Raw genomic sequence first — 16,691 nt, forward strand, 5'->3', positions numbered from 1 at the left:
AAGGCTATTATAACCACGCAGCGCCCAAGAATTCTTCCGGGATACCCACGGATCATGCAAAACAACATCGACAGCGCCCCCAACATCAACGCCAGCGCACCGCCCAGCCGCCAGCGCGCGAGGCTGTTCAGAATATATAACCATTACCGGGTGGTTCTCAGCCTTCTTCTGGTGGCACTGCTGTTCATCGCGCCCACGGAATTCGACACCCGCATGCGGGCTGCGGAATATTATCAGGCCAGCATTTTTACCTACCTGGCCATCAACCTTCTGATCGCACTGATCCTTCTGGCAGGGTTCCAGCCCCGCAACCGGCATATCATCCTGTCCATTTTCATGGATATCCTGATCCTGCACGGGCTGCTGCTGACCAGCAGTGGCATGACCAGCGGGCTGGCGAATCTGGTCATTGTTACCGTGGCGGCAGGCAATATCCTGACACCTACCCGAATCGGTACTCTCTACGCTGCGCTGGGCGCCATCTGCTCCCTGGGTATTGCGTCATGGTCGGTGCTTTCCATGTTCGCCTCAGCGGATGAAATCGTACGGGCCGGTTCGCTTGGTATTCTTTATTTTGCCGCTGCGTTCATCCTTCAATACATCTCACGGCGCATGGTTCGAAGCGAAGCCCTGGCCAGCTCAAGGGCCAAGAGCATTGCCGAGCTGGAACAGATCAACCGGCAGATTATCCAGCGTATGCGCACCGGCATTCTGGTACTCGACCGCTACGGTGCCATCCGCCTGGCGAATGCGGCGGCCGAAGAGCTGCTTTTTGGATCTGCCCCTAGCGAGGAAACCCTCAGCCGCGGCCGCACCCTGCCAAAACCCCTGCGCCGGGGACTGGAAAGCTGGCTGAAAAATCCCAGAGAGCGCACCGAGCCTTTTCAGGCCATGCCAACGGCCCCCATGGTGCAGGCAAACTTCACGCAGCTGGATCAGGAGCGGGGCGACCAGATTCTGGTGTTTATCGACGACCTCAGCAAGGTCACCCAACAGGCGCAACAGATGAAGCTGGCCTCCCTCGGCCGCCTGACCGCCGGTATCGCCCATGAAGTCCGCAACCCGCTGGGAGCCATCAGCCACGCATCACAGTTAATGCGGGAATCGGAGCATCTCGATGACGGCGACCGCAGAATGCTCGATATTATTCAGCGACATTCAAAACGGGTAAACGGCATCATCGAAAACGTGCTTGATCTTTCCCGCCGGCGCGAGGCAAGCAGCGATCTGGTGCAGGTGGACCAGTGGCTCCAGGCTTTCCGTGATGATTATCTACAAACGCTGGATGGTACTGACGGAAACCCACCCGTGATCCACCTGGAAATCGAAGATAACCTGCCCCAGGCCCGATTCGATATCAGCCAGCTGGAGCAGGTGCTGGTCAACCTTTGCGATAATGGCCTTCGCTATAGCCTCGAACACACCGGCCAGCCGGAAATCCGGCTGCATGCCGGGGCAACAGCCGATGGCGAACGGACCTATATTGATGTGCGCGATTTTGGGGTAGGCATTCCCCAGGAAAACAGGGCCTCGGTTTTCGAACCCTTCTTCACCACAGACAAGAGCGGCACCGGCCTGGGTCTTTATCTGGCCCGGGAACTGTGCGAATCTAATCAGGCCCACCTTTCCCTGGTGGACAGCAAGAACCCTGGCTGCTGTTTCCGCATTACCTTTGCCCACCATGGGCGCATGATATGACCCACGACACGGAGTCCAGTCCAAACCCATGACCACGCATACAGTCCTCATTGTCGATGATGAACCGGATATCCGCGACCTTCTTGAGATCACCCTCAGCCGCATGGGTATTAACACCCTGACAGCACCGGACGTGGGTACGGCTAGAACCCTGCTGCAAGAGCATTCGCCACAGCTTTGTCTTACCGACATGAACCTGCCCGACGGCAACGGAATTGAACTGGTTCAGTGGATTCAACAACACGCCCCGGCGACGCCCGTCGCGGTGATTACCGCCTACGGCAATATGGAAACGGCCATCGAATCCCTTAAAGCCGGCGCCTTTGATTTCGTATCCAAGCCCGTTGAACTTCCGCGCCTGCGGGAACTGGTCAGCAGCGCCCTGAAACTGTCAGAGCCTGCGCTTGCCCCGGACACGACAGACGACGAACCCGGCCTGCTGCTTGGCAACTCGCAGGAAATCAAACGGCTGAGGAACCAGGTCCGCAAACTCGCCCGAAGCCAGGCTCCGGTTTTCATCAGCGGAGAATCGGGCAGCGGCAAGGAGCTGGTGGCCCGGATGATTCACCTCCAGGGCCCAAGGCGGGACGCCCCCTTTGTTGCCGTGAACTGCGGTGCTATTCCATCTGAGCTTATGGAAAGTGAATTTTTCGGACACAAGAAAGGCAGTTTTACCGGCGCCACCGACAACAAGGATGGCCTGTTCCGATCCGCTGACGGCGGCACCCTGTTTCTGGATGAAGTGGCGGACCTGCCACTGGCGATGCAGGTCAAACTGCTGCGCGCGATTCAGGAAAAAGCCGTGCGCCCGGTGGGGGAAACCAAGGAGTTCCCGGTGGATATCCGGGTGCTGAGCGCTACCCACAAGGACCTGCCAGCACTGGTGCAAAATGGCGACTTCCGCCAAGACCTGTTCTATCGCATCAACGTGATTGAACTGGCCGTACCCGCCCTGCGGGACCGCCCGGACGACGTCAAACTGCTGGCCAACCACATCCTGGGGCGGATCGCCCGGGAGTATGAGTGCGAGCCCGCCACCCTGACCGCAGAGGCCATCGCCCGCCTGCAAGCCTATAATTTTCCCGGCAACGTGCGGGAGCTTGAGAACATCCTGGAACGGGCCTTTACCCTGTGTGACGCGGAACTGATCGGCGAAAACGACCTTCATATGGGCAATGCGCCGATAATCGCGGACAGCCGGTCATCCGCAGACGCGGACGAGGCCCGGAACAACGGCGGGGCGTCAAACGTACCGGAAGGCGAGATGGACCTCGAGGGTTACCTGGAAACCATTGAGCGCACGGCCATCGAAAAAGCGCTGGAAGCGACCCGATGGAATAAGACAGCGGCAGCCAAAAGGCTGGGGATCAGTTTTAGGGCGTTGCGGTATCGGTTGAAGAAGTTGGGGATGGAATAGGCGATTTCTTACGTCTGAGCACCGATTCTGCCGACAGCGATCAAAAATCCCGGAGATATACTCGGCCACACCTCAAAAACATTTCAGACCAGGATGGTCTGCCATTCAAGAAGGATTCAAGGATGATTCCAAAGCGCTTAAAGCAGAGCGGATTCACTCTGCTAGAACTGATGATCACAATTACCATTGCTGTAATCATAGCCTCCGCAGCAACCGCCGGCTGGCAAAGCCTGATTGAAAGCACTAGCAGCCAGAGAGTGCGGTCGACACTGGTCAACTCATTCGCGGACGCGCGCAGCCACGCCGTTACCCAGAACCAGACCACGACGCTGTGCCCGCTCGATGCAAATCAGGTCTGTACCGCCAACTGGAACCAGCCAATATCCGTGTTCCTGGATCCAAACAATGACCGTGCTATCACGAGCGATACGGAAATTCTGAGCGTCCACCACCCCATCCCCAATGGTTCACTGACAGCCAGCAAATCCGGGCCTGCTGAAAGACGATATTTTCAGTACAACCCGGATGGTACGGCCAAAGGGACCATTGGCAACATCGTTTGGTGTCCTGAAGATGGGAATGCCTCCTTGGCCATTCAGCTAAGAATGAACTTTGGAGGGCGGATTACCTGGGCTCTGGACCAAGACAATGACGGCATCCGCGAGGATGCTCAAGGGCAAGCGCTTGCCTGCAGTTGACGCCTTGCAACTACTTCCAGCAGCCGGCGGTTGCCGGCAACCGGTTCCCCTCTTCGTCAATCGAAAGGGTGCCGCACTCGTCGTCAACCTGCGCGCCCTGGGGAACTGCCTGAAGTGTAAAGCTATCCCTGCCAACTGTTCCCGAAAAACTGATGTTGTAGGCCACAGAATCGCCACTACGCGGAGAAGTATCAAAGGGAAGGGTTGGAGCTACGGCATTACCGTCGCTGTCCGTTGTCCGGTAATCAAAGCCATTGGAGTAACGCCGCTCCATATATTGCACCAACTCCAACAGGTCCGCCTGCGCCTGGCCTCGCTGGGTTCTCTCGACATACGCTCGATAAGATGGAAAAGCTATGGCCGCAATAATGCCAATGATGGCGACCACAATCATCAGTTCGATCAGTGTGAAACCTTTGTGTCTGGTTGATGCCTGCATCAGGTTGAGACCTCTCAGTTATCTTCAGGCCGACAGAAGCCTCAACAGCCTCTGCCGGTTATACAACTTGAACGCTGATCAGCGAATCTGTTCCCAGTTCTGTCGGCCGCGGCTTATCGAACCGGCTTCAGGCACACTGATTATCTGACCGGATGATCCTGTGAACACTTTGCGCTCATCACCGCTTTCTGGATCGATCAAAACAGTTGGCGTATTGATAATGCCAACTTCTGGATTAAAACCAGACGCCGGGATACGAACGGTCTCCCCTTCAATAACAATCTCAATGAAATCACCCTCATCAAACTTGTTATCGTTGTTGATATCAAAGACCGAGTAGGACAGGCGACTACCGCTGAAAGTATCAAGCTCATATAGCCAGCTTGTACCACCGGCTGCGCAGGCATCTGCTGAAGGTATCAGGCTCGTAAAAATCACCCTATCCCCTCGGACCAGAGCCCTTGCTGTAACACGCTCACCCTCCGGTCCCGGGCCACCAAGGTCGGTTTCCCACTCAAGATTCAGATACCAGCCCTTCTGATTCGTGATTTGATTGGCGGAAACTGCGGTAAGGCCCACATTGACGATCTCCGTTTCACCCTCTTCTTCGCCTGCAATCTCTACCTGGGTAACCCGGGTCAGAATCTCCTGTTGCAGGAGGTCGCTCACCGTGAGGGTTCCAGAGGCTTCATCATCGTCAACAATGCCATAGAAAGCCTGGACGTCCGGGTCCTCGCCAACGACATTATCCCCCTGACGGATAAAGCTTCCCGTGCCAAAAAACACCATGTGCTCACCTTTCTCATTAAATGCGGAGGTTAAAGGTGCAGTGATAGGTTGCCCGGCTGGTGCAGTGAACAGCGGAATCAGATCGGACCCTGACTTGAGACCATTTGGCGCATCCCACTGGGAAGCGTTGGTTCCCTCAGTATCAATCCTCCAGACCTGACCCTCAGAATCGCCAACATAAATTCGATCGACAATCCGGTCGTTATCAAGATCGACCGCAAGGGGTGAGCCCAACTGACCGCTGTCCGGCAAATCGAAGGTCCTGAATGGGCGACCACTGCTGGCGTTCAGAAGCCATATCTTGCCTCCACCGGCTGGAGCGGTATCAAAGAATCCGCTGGAAACCACAACCGCAAACTCACCGTTCGGCATCGGCACAATAGCAGGCTGCTGAAGCGTGCGACCAAGGTCCGGATGTGAAAACTCCCAGAGGAACTGATCCGCCGTCATATTTTCGGGGTCGGTCACGTCCAATGCGAAAATACTGCCGCCACCGGCACCTGTCGCACCAACTGCCAAAGTGCGCCACCCCAGAGAGGTTCCCAACCAGGCGTCAGCGACTCTGGGCGAGCCATCAACATAATAGCGATGCGCGTAGTCCTGCTCAGTCAGCTCCGCCAGATTCGGGATAATTTCCGAGGGAATATAGGCGAAGAGCTCCTTACCGCCATCCTCACCAGAGGAAGCGTTGAAGCCGTGCAGCATTCCGTCATTGGCGCCCACAACGACTAGTGGAGGTCTTTCCTGATAGGCAGTAGTGGCCCTGAAAGCGTTATAGTCGCCAACGGTCGAGAATGCCGATACTGCGTCGAGCCCCCCGTAACCGAAATTCTGCTGGTGAACAAATTGCGGGTTCGAGTTAATAATATCTCCCAAACGGCTATCCCGTTCACGAAATATGCCACTGGTATTCGTCAGAGTCCGTTCGTTACTGCGATCTCCTCGCAGATACTCGAGCCGAAGCTCGCCGATGCTTTCGGAAGCTTCACTGCCATCAAGGTTCTGCCTCAGCGATAGGCGCTGTGCGTCATCAAGCGCATCCCATTCGAACGCATTACCCGTAGTCGATAACAGCTCTCCAGCCACCTGATCTGCCGTCGACAGACTCTGGTTGGTTATAATGTTTCTGTCTTCAATGTCGCCCGCTGTCAGGTTGTCCAACATCGCAGCGGCGCTCCAGTCGAACGTTTCTGACACACTTCCATCATCTTCGATGGAAAAAGCCCGTAAATCACCGCTCCAGTTTTCACTATTGAACGACGCCTGATAGACGGCAGTATCCGTGCTCAGACTGGAGGAACTTGCCGCAACCGACGCCGCAGCAGAGGATGACCGGAGAATATCGGCAAAGACCAACTCCAGATCCGTTGCCAGCTTGGAAGGGTCAATTGCAAAGTAATAGTTATCGGGAAGTCCATCACCGTCCGCATCCCAGGAAGCTGGATCACTGGGGAAATCAGCCTGCTTGTCATAGCCACCCCATTTGGCCGCGTAGAACATGGGGCTCTCAAGCAGGCCTTCAGACGTTTCTGATGAACTCAGGGTATACGTGTGGGAAGTTTCGCCATTACTACTCTGGCAACCGCTACAAGAAGTGACCCCCGGGTCAGAGTAGGTGAAATTATTGATCCCAGAGTGGGCGTGGAAACCATTCTTTGTCGTGCCATTCAGGACATAACCAAAGCCCAGAATAAAGGGCGTCGACTGCCCTGCCACATCGGTTGTAACCGTCAGTTCACTATCCGTAATCTCATATCTGATCGTGCCATACATATCCTGGTCATAGTCACCACCCTGCTCGCTGTCCTCCCAATTGACGAGGAACAGGCCGGTGCCGTTTTCCACGTCCTGCCTAACAACCTTGAAATCGACAAGCGCACAGTTACCGCCGCTGGTTTGATTACGACAGGCAGGCAGAATAGTCACGGCAACTTCATCGGATCCAGGCTTTCTGATATCGATTCTGGGAACAGCCGGTGCCAGCGAGACCGCAAACGTTTTGACGAATTGGTCTCCGGTAATGCCGGGCCTGAGATCGGTTGTATAGGCATGATTTGCAATACCTGCTGCGTCATATCCCGCAGATAGCCGGGGAGCTTCAGGGCACAATCCTGCAACTTCAGCCAGAGTTCCTACGGTTTTCGATGTACATAGCTGATTGGTTTCACTCGACGTGGCGCCCACAAACCAGTCATTTCCGTTAATACCTTCGGCAGAGCCAATCTCGCCAACAATGGCCCTAAGATCATCAAGAGAATCCAGCCCCGATAGGTTAGAAACGCTACCAAGCTCATCCCTATCAAGCGATGCCGAACTGCTGTTGAAATTGATAACGTTCAGCGGGGCACAATACAGGTCTTCCGAAACAGTGTCCTGCCAGGGCTGACTTTTCAACCCTGTTAAGCGGTCATCCCCTTCGAAAGTGAAATCTCCTGTTGGACTCTGGCCTGCAAAATACCGGATCGCCTCGAGGAAGATCTCGGACTGAGGATTACCCCAACTTGCACATCGACCATCAGCAATATCTTCAAGGCTGAGATTGAAAGTACAGCTCTCAGGGCTCTGAGAATAGGTTCCTGCGTTATCGTAACCAAACATTCTCAGCAAATTCAGCGAATCCACTATACCGCCAGTTGTCGGCGGCGAACTGAATCTACCATCCGTCTCTGCCGCCACTTCGTCAGTAAATGCGGACACATTTTTCCTTACCACACCGCCTGACTTGTTCTTGAGGTAACTACCGCTTAGCAAGCCAAACAGGATTTCCTCATCGTCACCGTATTGCTGAAGCAGACCTACCGGCTTGTAGTTCCCGTCTGGGTATTGCTTACAGCGCTCTTCGTGAATAAGCGTTGGATCACAAACCTCAACACGAACGTTATAGTCCGCTTGACCAAGTGACACAGCCGTTTTATTCGGGTTTCGGTCATTGGCGGCAAATTCGGTGAGGCCTATGTTATTGCCGTTAGTGGCACTCTTTTCACTGCTCCAGGTACACTGCCAGCGTTCGTTGGCATTCCACAGACTGTAATTACCACTGGCGACACTCATTCTTGGCGGCTTGGTGTCTGGCACCCTTTCGCCACCGCTGAGCCGCGAGTTCATGGTTGTGTTGCAAAATGAGACCCCACTCCTGGAGAGGTTTACAATCGTCCAGTTTGCTGACGTATTAACACCGGTATTCGCTCCCTGAACCTGAACCGCGATGACATTTGTCAAATCATTTTCACTACTTATTCGGCCAAGCATGACTGGCGTCGTGCCTGGATCGCTGATATCGGGCCGGGTGCTCCCCTTGTAAGCCAGAACCTGATCCCCAATCTGAACAGAGTTGAAAAAGATCGACTGATTGCTGTCGAGCACAAATAATTTATCTCCATTGCCGACAGTCACGGAAGACGAGCTTGTAGACACCACTTCCTCTGGTTTGGCAAATGGCGTCAACTTGGGCAGATCGCTACCATTGTAATATCTGACCCAGGAGTGAGCGTCGGTAGGAAAATAGGCGCGCTCAAGAACAGTCAGAGATGAAGAGTCTGTTCGACGAAACCCACCAAACAGAATTTTGCGAACAACGTCCATTCGGGACATCGTCAGATAATTAAGAAAATTTCCACTCCAGGCGCCACTGACGGTATCACAGTACTTATTGCTCGTGATCGCCTCCGGCTGAAAGCGCCCCAGAGAAGTATCGTAGTCATAGCACTTGTAACTATCGAAATAGCCATAATAGTCATTTGAGTGTTTGTAAGTCTGATCTGCAGCGCCATCGCCATCAAGGTCGAGGTAATCAGGGTAGGCCTCAAAAAACAGCTGATGGTCGTTGGAAAGCGAGAGCATTACCTGAGGTTCAACACCCTGGGTCAGGAACAGCGGCGCCTGTGATATATTGGCGTTCGCCGCCGAGGCAGCAGTCAACCAGAGTAGACCAGCGACAAGTCCGCCGGCGATGCGCTTACCATAGCTGGATGGAACAGATTGATTAACCATCACAAAATTCCTCTTCAAGGGTATTGCCTGTTGCGTCACTGAGACCGGTAAACACTGGTGAGGACAACGGTAGTGCTATCCGAACCGCCGGTCCCCAGCGCTGTAATTCTGTAAAACGGCGGCGGCGGAACTGCGGTTCCTGCTTCCGTTTCCGTGCCTGCTGGCTGAAATGTATTTATCTGTTCTATGTAGTAAGTCGGCTGAGCCGCAACTCCCGGAAAACTTCCACCATAGGTTATCGATCCATTTCCGGCCGTGGTTGTTCGGGTACGCCAGTCAGGATGGTCGTCACTGGTGACCTGGTAGAAGCCATTATTATTGTTGTAAATCTGGTTGGGATTGTTCCGAACGAAATCCTCGGCTTCCCTCAGAGCTGCCTCAGCAGCCTGGAACGCCAGGTCCCTGTCACGCAAATTGCCTGTCATGCGCTCCTGAAGGATGGTTCCCTGCATCCCTCCCACCGCTACCAGCGTCAGCAACAGAAGCATGATCAGGGAAACGAGCAAAACGCTACCTTGCTGACGCTTTCCCAACAAACTGTTGTGGTCCGAACGAGTTTCCAACATTGATCTACTCCAACCTGTTCCGAATACCAACGGTAGACATGCCCACGACCCGGGACCGTCTGTCTGACTGGGTCGTGATTTCTGTGCCGGCGAGATTGAATTCCCGGGCTTCTGCAACGTCGGTGATGAAGTCGCCCGTGCGATATAGCAGTGCCATACGCACGCTTACCACGTTGTCCCAGTTGGTTACATTTTCCGCTGTAACATAGGAGTCAGCTGCCGCCTCAACGCCACTGGCGACACCGTAAAGAATCTGCATGTTCTCTACGCCCTCGGCCAACTCAACGGCGCCACTGGTGTCACCTGCGTCCAGGCGCTCACGAAACAGTGCAGGTTCACCGCTCGCGCCCTCACCTATAAAATAGGCTGCGCTTTTGAACAGATAAATCGACGCATCATCGTCATAATCTCCGTTGAACTTTTCGTTCACTGGCGTTTTGTTACCCGGGGCGTTTCCAGAGCCCTTGGTAAGCGTGTCACCGGATTGGTTGGTTTTCTGGAAAAGATCCCCACCGCTGCAATCCCCCGCGATGACAAGCAGGATCGTATCCTGGTCAATATCAACATTACCCGTTGTGCCGAGAGTATTGGCGGCCGCACTCGGATTGATATCCAGCTCAACCGGCGACCTCTCACCAGAATTCACAATAAAAAAGTCTGTGCCCGGTAACATCTGATCTTCAATCTGGTCCGGAATAGCATCACCGCTTCCGTTGCTCCAGCTACCAGTGCCAGCGGTAAGCGATGTAATCTCAAACTCCTCGCCGAGTCCGGTATCTCCAGCTTCCCATCCGATAATTGCCCCACCGCCATATGAAATTTCGTCGTAATCATCATCGGTTTCATCGAGCTGATTAAACGGCTCACCGATCAAACAACCGAAATGACCGGCCATTCGAGCATCATACTGAAGGGTACCCAGCGTGAACCGGATATTCTCCTGGGTCTTGCCGAGGGAATCGCTCAGGCGATAAGTCTGACTTGATCCGAGAAAAACCTGAACCACCCCAAGGGTCAATATCAGGCCAAGCGCTAAGGCAATTAGAAGTTCGATCAGCGACAAGCCTGTCTGCATTTGCCGTGCCCTGGGATTACAGTTCAAGAACCTCATAACGTTACCTCCAGGGTGAACTCGCCTTCGTCCAGATCATCGACTTCCTCACGCGGACTCCAGGTAATGTCAACGGTAACCACATCCCCGTTGACCGCAATCTCCCCGTTACCACCAGGTAGCAGGCAGGCAAGGGCATTGCGCCATTCGTCGAGATCATCGTCCACAATATCGGCGTTGGTAATGGCGAAATCCGAATCGCAGTCAACGGCATCCGGATCAGTCAGGACATAAGACGTCCTGTTCGGTCGGTTCGCACGGATTCTTTCGACGATATCTTCCGCCAGAAATATTGCCTGTGTCCGAGCCTGGCTTCCCGTTGTCTGTTGGAGGCTAGTGGTTTGCAGCGATGCCATACCCAGCAGGCCAATTGCGAGAATCAGAAGGGCAACCAGTATTTCAATAAGGCCGAAACCTTTATGTCTGCTAGTCGGAAATGCCTCGGCGCGCCTGGGGGCGATAAAATGACGTGGCACAGGATGGCGGCTCATGCACAATCTCCCTTCTGAATGGAACCACGCCCAGAAAGACTCACGCTGATTGTGCGGGTTTTATCGGTTTCGCCAGACTCGCAGTTACTTGGTTCAATGCTCAAATTAAAAGTCGTGTTGGTCATTTCACCGCGGGCGTTGAACGTAAGGGTGTTCGCTGAACCGGAATAATCAAGCTCGTCGCCCGCATCAAACTGCCGCAGGATATCTGTGCCCGTGCAGGCTGCACCAAGGTGCACACACCAACCCTCATCAAAGCCACCAGTCTTCGCGCTCAGCGAAACATCATCGCCAATACGAACGGCTTCACTCCGGGCAAAGCTCATTGCCGAGTATATGCGGTTGGATTCCGTGGCCAGGCGATTATTCTCGATTATCTGCTGAAACGAAGGTACCGCTACGGTCGCAACAATGGCCAGAACGGCGACGACCACCATCAGCTCAATAATCGTAAAACCTCTGTGGGCATTTCGGTCAATCATGACAACTTCCTAAATTTACCTTAATGAAGCATAGAAGAGCACAGCAACTGATACGAGGGCACAGCGACGAGCGGCAAAAGGAGGGAGACAAGCGGCGCAAACAGGCAGGAGATTGTGACCGGGATCAAGCTTTACGGAAAATCAACGACGAATCAAAGCAAAAAAATCAAAGGCAGCGGCCCTTGCGAGAAGTCAGGAAACCTCCACCGCCTCAATCCTGAGCTCTTTCGGCATAGAGAACACAATGTTCTCTTCCCGCCCAGCAATCTCCTCAGGCAGGTCACCGCCGAGCTCACGCAGCCGGGAAATCACATCATTCACCAGCACCTCGGGGGCGGAGGCGCCTGCAGTTACGCCAACGGACTGCTTGCCCTCCAGCCACTGGGGTTCAATCTGGGAAGCCTGGTCAATCAGGTAAGCAGGGGTGCCCATTCTCTCCGCCAGCTCACGCAGGCGGTTGGAGTTGGAGCTGTTGGGGGAGCCAACGACCAGCATCAGGTCACAATCGCCGGCTAGCTGCTTCACCGCATCCTGACGGTTCTGGGTGGCGTAGCAGATGTCGTCTTTGCGGGGGCCCTGGATTTCAGGGAAGTTCGCCCTGAGGGCGTCGATCACCCGGGCAGTGTCATCCATGGACAGGGTGGTCTGGGTGACGTAAGACAGTTTGGCGGGGTCTTTAACCGCCAGCGCCGCCACGTCTTTTTCATCCTCAACCAGATAGATCTCACCACCGTTCGAATGGTCATACTGCCCCATGGTGCCTTCTACCTCCGGATGGCCATGGTGGCCGATCAGGATGCATTCGCGGCCTTCGCGGCTGTACTTCATCACTTCCAGGTGAACCTTGGTGACCAGAGGGCAGGTGGCGTCGAACACTTTCAGGCCACGGCGCGCCGCCTCTTTCTGCACTGCCTGGGATACACCATGGGCGCTGAAGATCACCAGTTTGTCGTCCGGCACTTCTTCCAGTTCATCCACGAAGATGGCGCCGCGTTCACGCAGGTTATCCACCACAAACTTGTTGTGCACAACCTCGTGGCGCACGTAGATGGGCGCGCCAAACACGTCCAGGGCACGGTTCACGATCTCGATGGCGCGGTCGACACCGGCACAGAAACCACGGGGATTGGCGAGTCTGATCTGCATAAACAATGCCCTGCAATATTGCCCTAGTGCGCAGCCCCGACGGGCTCCACATCAATGATTTCAACGTCAAACGTCAGTGTACGCCCCGCCAGAGGGTGATTAAAGTCCACTTCGACTTCGTCACCCTCAACCCGGCTGACCACACCGGGCAGTTCGCTCTGGCGCGCATCGGCGAAGGAGATCATCACGCCTTTCTCCAGCACCATGTCCGGGCTGAATTCCCTGCGCTTGAAGGTCTGAACGTTGCTGGGGTTGTGCTGGCCAAAGGCCTTTTCCGGCGGCACCTGGAAGCTGTTGCTCTCCCCTGCCTTCATGCCCATCAGGTAGGCCTCGAAGTTCTCAGGAAGATTTTCATCCCCGATTTCCAGGGTAGCCGGGGCTTTATCGAAGGTGGAGTCAATCACCTCGCCGTCGCTGAACTTTAGGGCGAAGTGCAAGGTGACTCGTGTTTGCTGGTCTATGGGAAGTTCTTTCATCTTGCCTGCTCCGGGTCCGGTCAGTCCGCTTTATCCTGTGACTCAGCGGGCTTGCGGAATATATCGAGAATCATCATGCCGGCGCCGATGGTGATGGCGGTATCGGCAATATTGAAGGCGGGGAAGTGGTAGTCGTTCCAGTAGAAATGCAGGAAATCCACTACGTAGCCGTGAACAACGCGGTCGTAAACGTTGCCCAGGGCGCCGCCGAGTATCAATACGATGGCAATGGCCGACCAGGTTTCATCCGGCTTCAGGGATTTCAGCCAGCGAAACAGTATCACGCTGACCACCGCCGCCAGGGTGACAAAGAACCACCGTTGCCAGCCAGACTCACCTGCCAGAAAGCTGAAGGCGGCCCCGGTGTTGTGCAGCAGCGTGAAGTTGAAGCTGGGCATCACTGGCACCGGCACCGCATAGGTCAGCATGGCCGTGGCCATGGCCTTGGTGCCCAGATCCAGTACGATGACCAGACCCGCCAGCCAAAGCCAGCGAAGTTTGGAACCCTGCGCTTCATTCTGGCTCATTACAGACTCCGGCGAACTCTGAACATCAGGCAAATGAACGCGCCTCACCCTCGCCTTCCACGTTGGTAACGCAGCGGCCACACAGGTCGCTGTAATGCTCATTCTGGCCCACATCCGCGCGGTGGTGCCAGCAGCGCTCGCACTTGTCGTGGGCCGCAGGAATAACCTTCACTTTCAGGCCTTCGTGGGTCGTCTGCTCGGCATCACCAGCATCAGCCAGTAGTTTCACCGTAGCTTCTGAAGTAATCAGCACGAAACGAAGCTCTTCACCCAGATGGTTCAGGTCTTTCGCCAGATCGCCATCACAGAACAGGGTCACTTCCGAACTCAGGGAGCCCTTGATTTCGCCACGGCTGCGGGCCTCTTCCAGGCACTTATTCACCGCTTCCTTCACCGCGTGAATACGGCCCCAGTAGTCACGGCCCAATTCAGCGTTATCCGGCAGCGCCGTCAGGCCTTCATACCAGGTTTCATAGAACACCGTATCGCCGCGTTGGCCGGGCAAGTGCTGCCAGATTTCGTCGGCGGTGAAGCTCAGAATCGGAGCAATCCAGCGAACCAGGGCTTCCGCTACGTGATAGAGCGCCGTCTGGCAGGAACGCCTTTCACGGCTGTCCGCCTGGGTGGTGTACTGGCGGTCCTTGATGATGTCCAGGTAGAAACCACCGAGGGTTGCTTCGCAGAAGCTGTACACCTTCTGATAGATCTTAAGGAAGGCGTAGTTCTGGAAATCCTCGTGCAGCTCTTTCTGAAGTTGCAGGGCCTTGTCCACCATCCAGCGGTCCAGGGCGATCATGTCGTCCGGCGCCAGTGCGTGCTGTTTGGGGTCGAATCCGGTCAGATTGCTGAGCAGGAAGCGGGCGGTGTTGCGAATCCGGCGATAACCGTCTGCGGTCTGCTTGAGGATGTCCTTGGACACCGTCATCTCGCCGCTGTAGTCGGTGGCCGATACCCACAGGCGAAGAATGTCCGCGCCTAGCTCGTTCATGACTTCCTGGGGCGCAATCACATTACCCAGGGACTTGGACATCTTGCGGCCCTTGCCATCAACGGTAAAACCATGAGTCAGCACTTCTTTATAGGGCGCAACACCGTTCATCGCGATGGAGGTTTTCAGAGACGACTGGAACCAACCGCGATGCTGGTCTGAACCTTCCAGATAAAGATCCGCCGGAAACTGGCCCAGCTCAGGGCGCGGGCGCAACACGGATTCGTGGGTCACCCCGGAATCAAACCAGACGTCCAGAGTGTCTGTTACCTTTTCATACTGCTCGGCGTCGCTGCCCAGAAGCTCTTTGGCATCCATGTCGTACCAGGCATCGATACCGCCCTTCTCGATCTGCTTCGCGGCTGCCTCGATCAGGTTCTGGGTGTCCGGGTGCAACTCCTGGGTTTCCTTATGGATAAACAGGGTAATTGGCACGCCCCAGGTCCGCTGGCGGGACACGCACCAGTCCGGAGACTGTTTGAACATTGCTTCAATGCGGTTCTGGCCCCAGCCAGGGATCCAGCGCACGCCCTTGATGGCTTCCAGGGCATCATTACGCAGGTTTTCCTTGTCCATGCTGATAAACCACTGGGGCGTGGCGCGGTAGATCAGCGGCGTTTTGGTCCGCCAGCAGTGTGGATAGCTGTGGCTGAATTTCTCTGCGCGCACCAGCTTGCCTTCCCGCTCCAGTGCTGAACACACCGGGTCGTCCGCCTTGTAGACGTGAACCCCGGCAAATTCGCCAGCAGCCTGGGTGTAGGTGCCGTCAGCCTTGACCAGACTGATGGTGCCAATGCCATTTGCCTTGCCCACTTCAAAGTCTTCCATGCCGTGATCCGGCGCGGTATGAACCACACCGGTACCGGCGTCGGTAGACACATGGTCGCCCAGAATCAGCGGAACCTGCTTGTCGAAAACCGGGTGCTGCAGGGCCAGCTTGTCCAGCTTCTCGCCAATGACGGTCGCCAGTACTTCAAAATTCTCGACGCCCCAGCGGGCCATGATGTCGTCGACCATTTCCGCGGCCACGATCAGGCGTTCCGGGCCGTTACCGGCGTCTGTCTGAACCAGCGCGTATTCCAGCTCGGGGTGGATCGACACGGCCTGGTTAGCGGGGATGGTCCAGGGGGTGGTGGTCCAGATCACTACCGAGACATCACCCTGCCCTTCGCTGGTACTGAACAGGTCCAGTACCTTTTTCTGGTCAACCGCAGTAAAGCGCACGTCGATCTGCACCGAAACCTTGTCCTGATACTCCACTTCGGCTTCCGCCAGCGCAGATTGGCCAACCACGCTCCAGTAAACCGGCTTGAAACCACGTACCAGATGACCCTTGGCGACAATCTTGCCAAGCGCCCGAACAATACCGGCCTCCACTTTCGGGTCCATGGTCAGGTAGGGCTTGTCCCACTCACCCATCACGCCCAGGCGAATAAAGTCCTCTTTCTGCCCGGCGATCTGTTTGGTGGCGTAGTCGCGACAAGCCTGGCGGAAGGTCTTAAAGTCTACTTTTACTCCAGCCTTACCGATTTCCTGTTCCACCTTGTGCTCAATGGGCAGGCCATGGCAGTCCCAGCCCGGCACGTAGGGCGCGTCATAGCCCATGAAGCTGCGGGACTTTACGATCATGTCCTTGAGAATCTTGTTGACCGCGTGACCAATGTGAATGCTGCCGTTGGCATAGGGAGGACCATCGTGAAGAATGAACTTCTCCCGGCCTTCGCGCTGCTTGCGCAGGTTGCCGTAGACATCCAGATCCTGCCAGTGCTTGAGCATGTCCGGCTCGCGCTTGGCAAGGTTACCGCGCATGGGAAAGGCGGTGTCAGGCAGATTCAGAGTGTGCTTGTAATCGCTCATGGTCGTTGTGGGTAAC

13 protein-coding genes are annotated in these 16,691 nt (G+C 55.3%); 3 read left to right on the plus strand and 10 right to left on the minus strand.

The genetic code is table 11. The features are described from left to right. The first annotated feature begins 54 nt into the window (after window positions 1-54). From E5Q11_RS14825 to E5Q11_RS14835, 3 genes are all read left to right on the plus strand, one after another. Window positions 55-1,698 (plus strand): sensor histidine kinase, encoded by a 1,644-nt coding sequence (locus tag E5Q11_RS14825; RefSeq protein ID WP_135804241.1) that lies wholly within the window; start codon window positions 55-57, stop codon window positions 1,696-1,698. Window positions 1,699-1,726: 28 nt separating this feature from the next. After that, window positions 1,727-3,115, plus strand: coding sequence for a sigma-54-dependent transcriptional regulator (locus E5Q11_RS14830; RefSeq protein ID WP_135804242.1), 1,389 nt, complete (start codon window positions 1,727-1,729; stop codon window positions 3,113-3,115). Between the two features lie 122 nt (window positions 3,116-3,237). After that, complete coding sequence (locus E5Q11_RS14835; RefSeq protein ID WP_135804389.1) at window positions 3,238-3,813, plus strand: GspH/FimT family pseudopilin; 576 nt, start codon at window positions 3,238-3,240, stop codon at window positions 3,811-3,813. Window positions 3,814-3,823: 10 nt separating this feature from the next. Here E5Q11_RS14835 and E5Q11_RS14840 read toward each other — a convergent pair whose 3' ends face one another. The 10 genes from E5Q11_RS14840 to ileS form a co-directional block, all read right to left on the minus strand. Further along, window positions 3,824-4,252: a type IV pilin protein gene (locus tag E5Q11_RS14840; RefSeq protein WP_135804243.1), complete on the minus strand. Its 429-nt coding sequence runs from the start codon at window positions 4,250-4,252 to the stop codon at window positions 3,824-3,826. A 78-nt stretch (window positions 4,253-4,330) separates the two neighbouring features. Further along, window positions 4,331-9,031 carry a pilus assembly protein gene (locus E5Q11_RS14845; protein WP_135804244.1) on the minus strand — a complete coding sequence of 1,567 codons (4,701 nt, stop codon included), beginning with the start codon at window positions 9,029-9,031 and terminating at the stop codon, window positions 4,331-4,333. A gap of 35 nt (window positions 9,032-9,066) precedes the next feature. After that, window positions 9,067-9,597 (minus strand): pilus assembly PilX family protein, encoded by a 531-nt coding sequence (locus E5Q11_RS14850; RefSeq protein WP_135804245.1) that lies wholly within the window; start codon window positions 9,595-9,597, stop codon window positions 9,067-9,069. A gap of 4 nt (window positions 9,598-9,601) precedes the next feature. Beyond that, complete coding sequence (locus tag E5Q11_RS14855) at window positions 9,602-10,672, minus strand: PilW family protein (protein ID WP_168215673.1); 1,071 nt, start codon at window positions 10,670-10,672, stop codon at window positions 9,602-9,604. A 32-nt stretch (window positions 10,673-10,704) separates the two neighbouring features. Continuing rightward, window positions 10,705-11,199, minus strand: coding sequence for a type IV pilus modification protein PilV (gene pilV / locus E5Q11_RS14860; RefSeq protein ID WP_135804247.1), 495 nt, complete (start codon window positions 11,197-11,199; stop codon window positions 10,705-10,707). Further along, window positions 11,196-11,681, minus strand: a complete 486-nt coding sequence (locus E5Q11_RS14865) for a GspH/FimT family pseudopilin (protein WP_135804248.1) — start codon at window positions 11,679-11,681, stop codon at window positions 11,196-11,198. Before E5Q11_RS14865 ends, pilV begins: the two co-directional genes overlap by 4 nt. A 192-nt stretch (window positions 11,682-11,873) precedes the next feature. Continuing rightward, window positions 11,874-12,827, minus strand: a complete 954-nt coding sequence (ispH, locus tag E5Q11_RS14870) for a 4-hydroxy-3-methylbut-2-enyl diphosphate reductase (protein WP_135804249.1) — start codon at window positions 12,825-12,827, stop codon at window positions 11,874-11,876. A 23-nt stretch (window positions 12,828-12,850) separates the two neighbouring features. Next, on the minus strand, window positions 12,851-13,303 hold the full coding sequence (fkpB, locus tag E5Q11_RS14875) for an FKBP-type peptidyl-prolyl cis-trans isomerase (RefSeq protein ID WP_135804250.1): 453 nt from the start codon (window positions 13,301-13,303) through the stop codon (window positions 12,851-12,853). A 20-nt stretch (window positions 13,304-13,323) separates the two neighbouring features. Continuing rightward, window positions 13,324-13,830, minus strand: coding sequence for a signal peptidase II (gene lspA, locus E5Q11_RS14880; protein ID WP_135804251.1), 507 nt, complete (start codon window positions 13,828-13,830; stop codon window positions 13,324-13,326). 25 nt (window positions 13,831-13,855) lie between these two features. Then, a complete protein-coding gene (gene ileS / locus E5Q11_RS14885) occupies window positions 13,856-16,675 on the minus strand; it encodes an isoleucine--tRNA ligase (protein ID WP_135804252.1) in 2,820 nt (939 codons plus the stop codon). Window positions 16,676-16,691: the final 16 nt, after the last annotated feature.

The organism is Marinobacter confluentis (assembly GCF_004785685.1).
GTDB classification, from domain to species: domain Bacteria; phylum Pseudomonadota; class Gammaproteobacteria; order Pseudomonadales; family Oleiphilaceae; genus Marinobacter; species Marinobacter confluentis.

Coding starts and splice junctions, on each gene's coding strand:
- E5Q11_RS14825 (WP_135804241.1), top strand. CDS start 55: ATGCAAAACAACATCGACAGCGCCCCCAACATCAACGCCAGCGCACCG.
- E5Q11_RS14830 (WP_135804242.1), top strand. CDS start 1,727: ATGACCACGCATACAGTCCTCATTGTCGATGATGAACCGGATATCCGC.
- E5Q11_RS14835 (WP_135804389.1), top strand. CDS start 3,238: ATGATTCCAAAGCGCTTAAAGCAGAGCGGATTCACTCTGCTAGAACTG.
- E5Q11_RS14840 (WP_135804243.1), bottom strand. CDS start 4,252: ATGCAGGCATCAACCAGACACAAAGGTTTCACACTGATCGAACTGATG.
- E5Q11_RS14845 (WP_135804244.1), bottom strand. CDS start 9,031: ATGGTTAATCAATCTGTTCCATCCAGCTATGGTAAGCGCATCGCCGGC.
- E5Q11_RS14850 (WP_135804245.1), bottom strand. CDS start 9,597: ATGTTGGAAACTCGTTCGGACCACAACAGTTTGTTGGGAAAGCGTCAG.
- E5Q11_RS14855 (WP_168215673.1), bottom strand. CDS start 10,672: ATGCAGACAGGCTTGTCGCTGATCGAACTTCTAATTGCCTTAGCGCTT.
- pilV (WP_135804247.1), bottom strand. CDS start 11,199: ATGAGCCGCCATCCTGTGCCACGTCATTTTATCGCCCCCAGGCGCGCC.
- E5Q11_RS14865 (WP_135804248.1), bottom strand. CDS start 11,681: ATGATTGACCGAAATGCCCACAGAGGTTTTACGATTATTGAGCTGATG.
- ispH (WP_135804249.1), bottom strand. CDS start 12,827: ATGCAGATCAGACTCGCCAATCCCCGTGGTTTCTGTGCCGGTGTCGAC.
- fkpB (WP_135804250.1), bottom strand. CDS start 13,303: ATGAAAGAACTTCCCATAGACCAGCAAACACGAGTCACCTTGCACTTC.
- lspA (WP_135804251.1), bottom strand. CDS start 13,830: ATGAGCCAGAATGAAGCGCAGGGTTCCAAACTTCGCTGGCTTTGGCTG.
- ileS (WP_135804252.1), bottom strand. CDS start 16,675: ATGAGCGATTACAAGCACACTCTGAATCTGCCTGACACCGCCTTTCCC.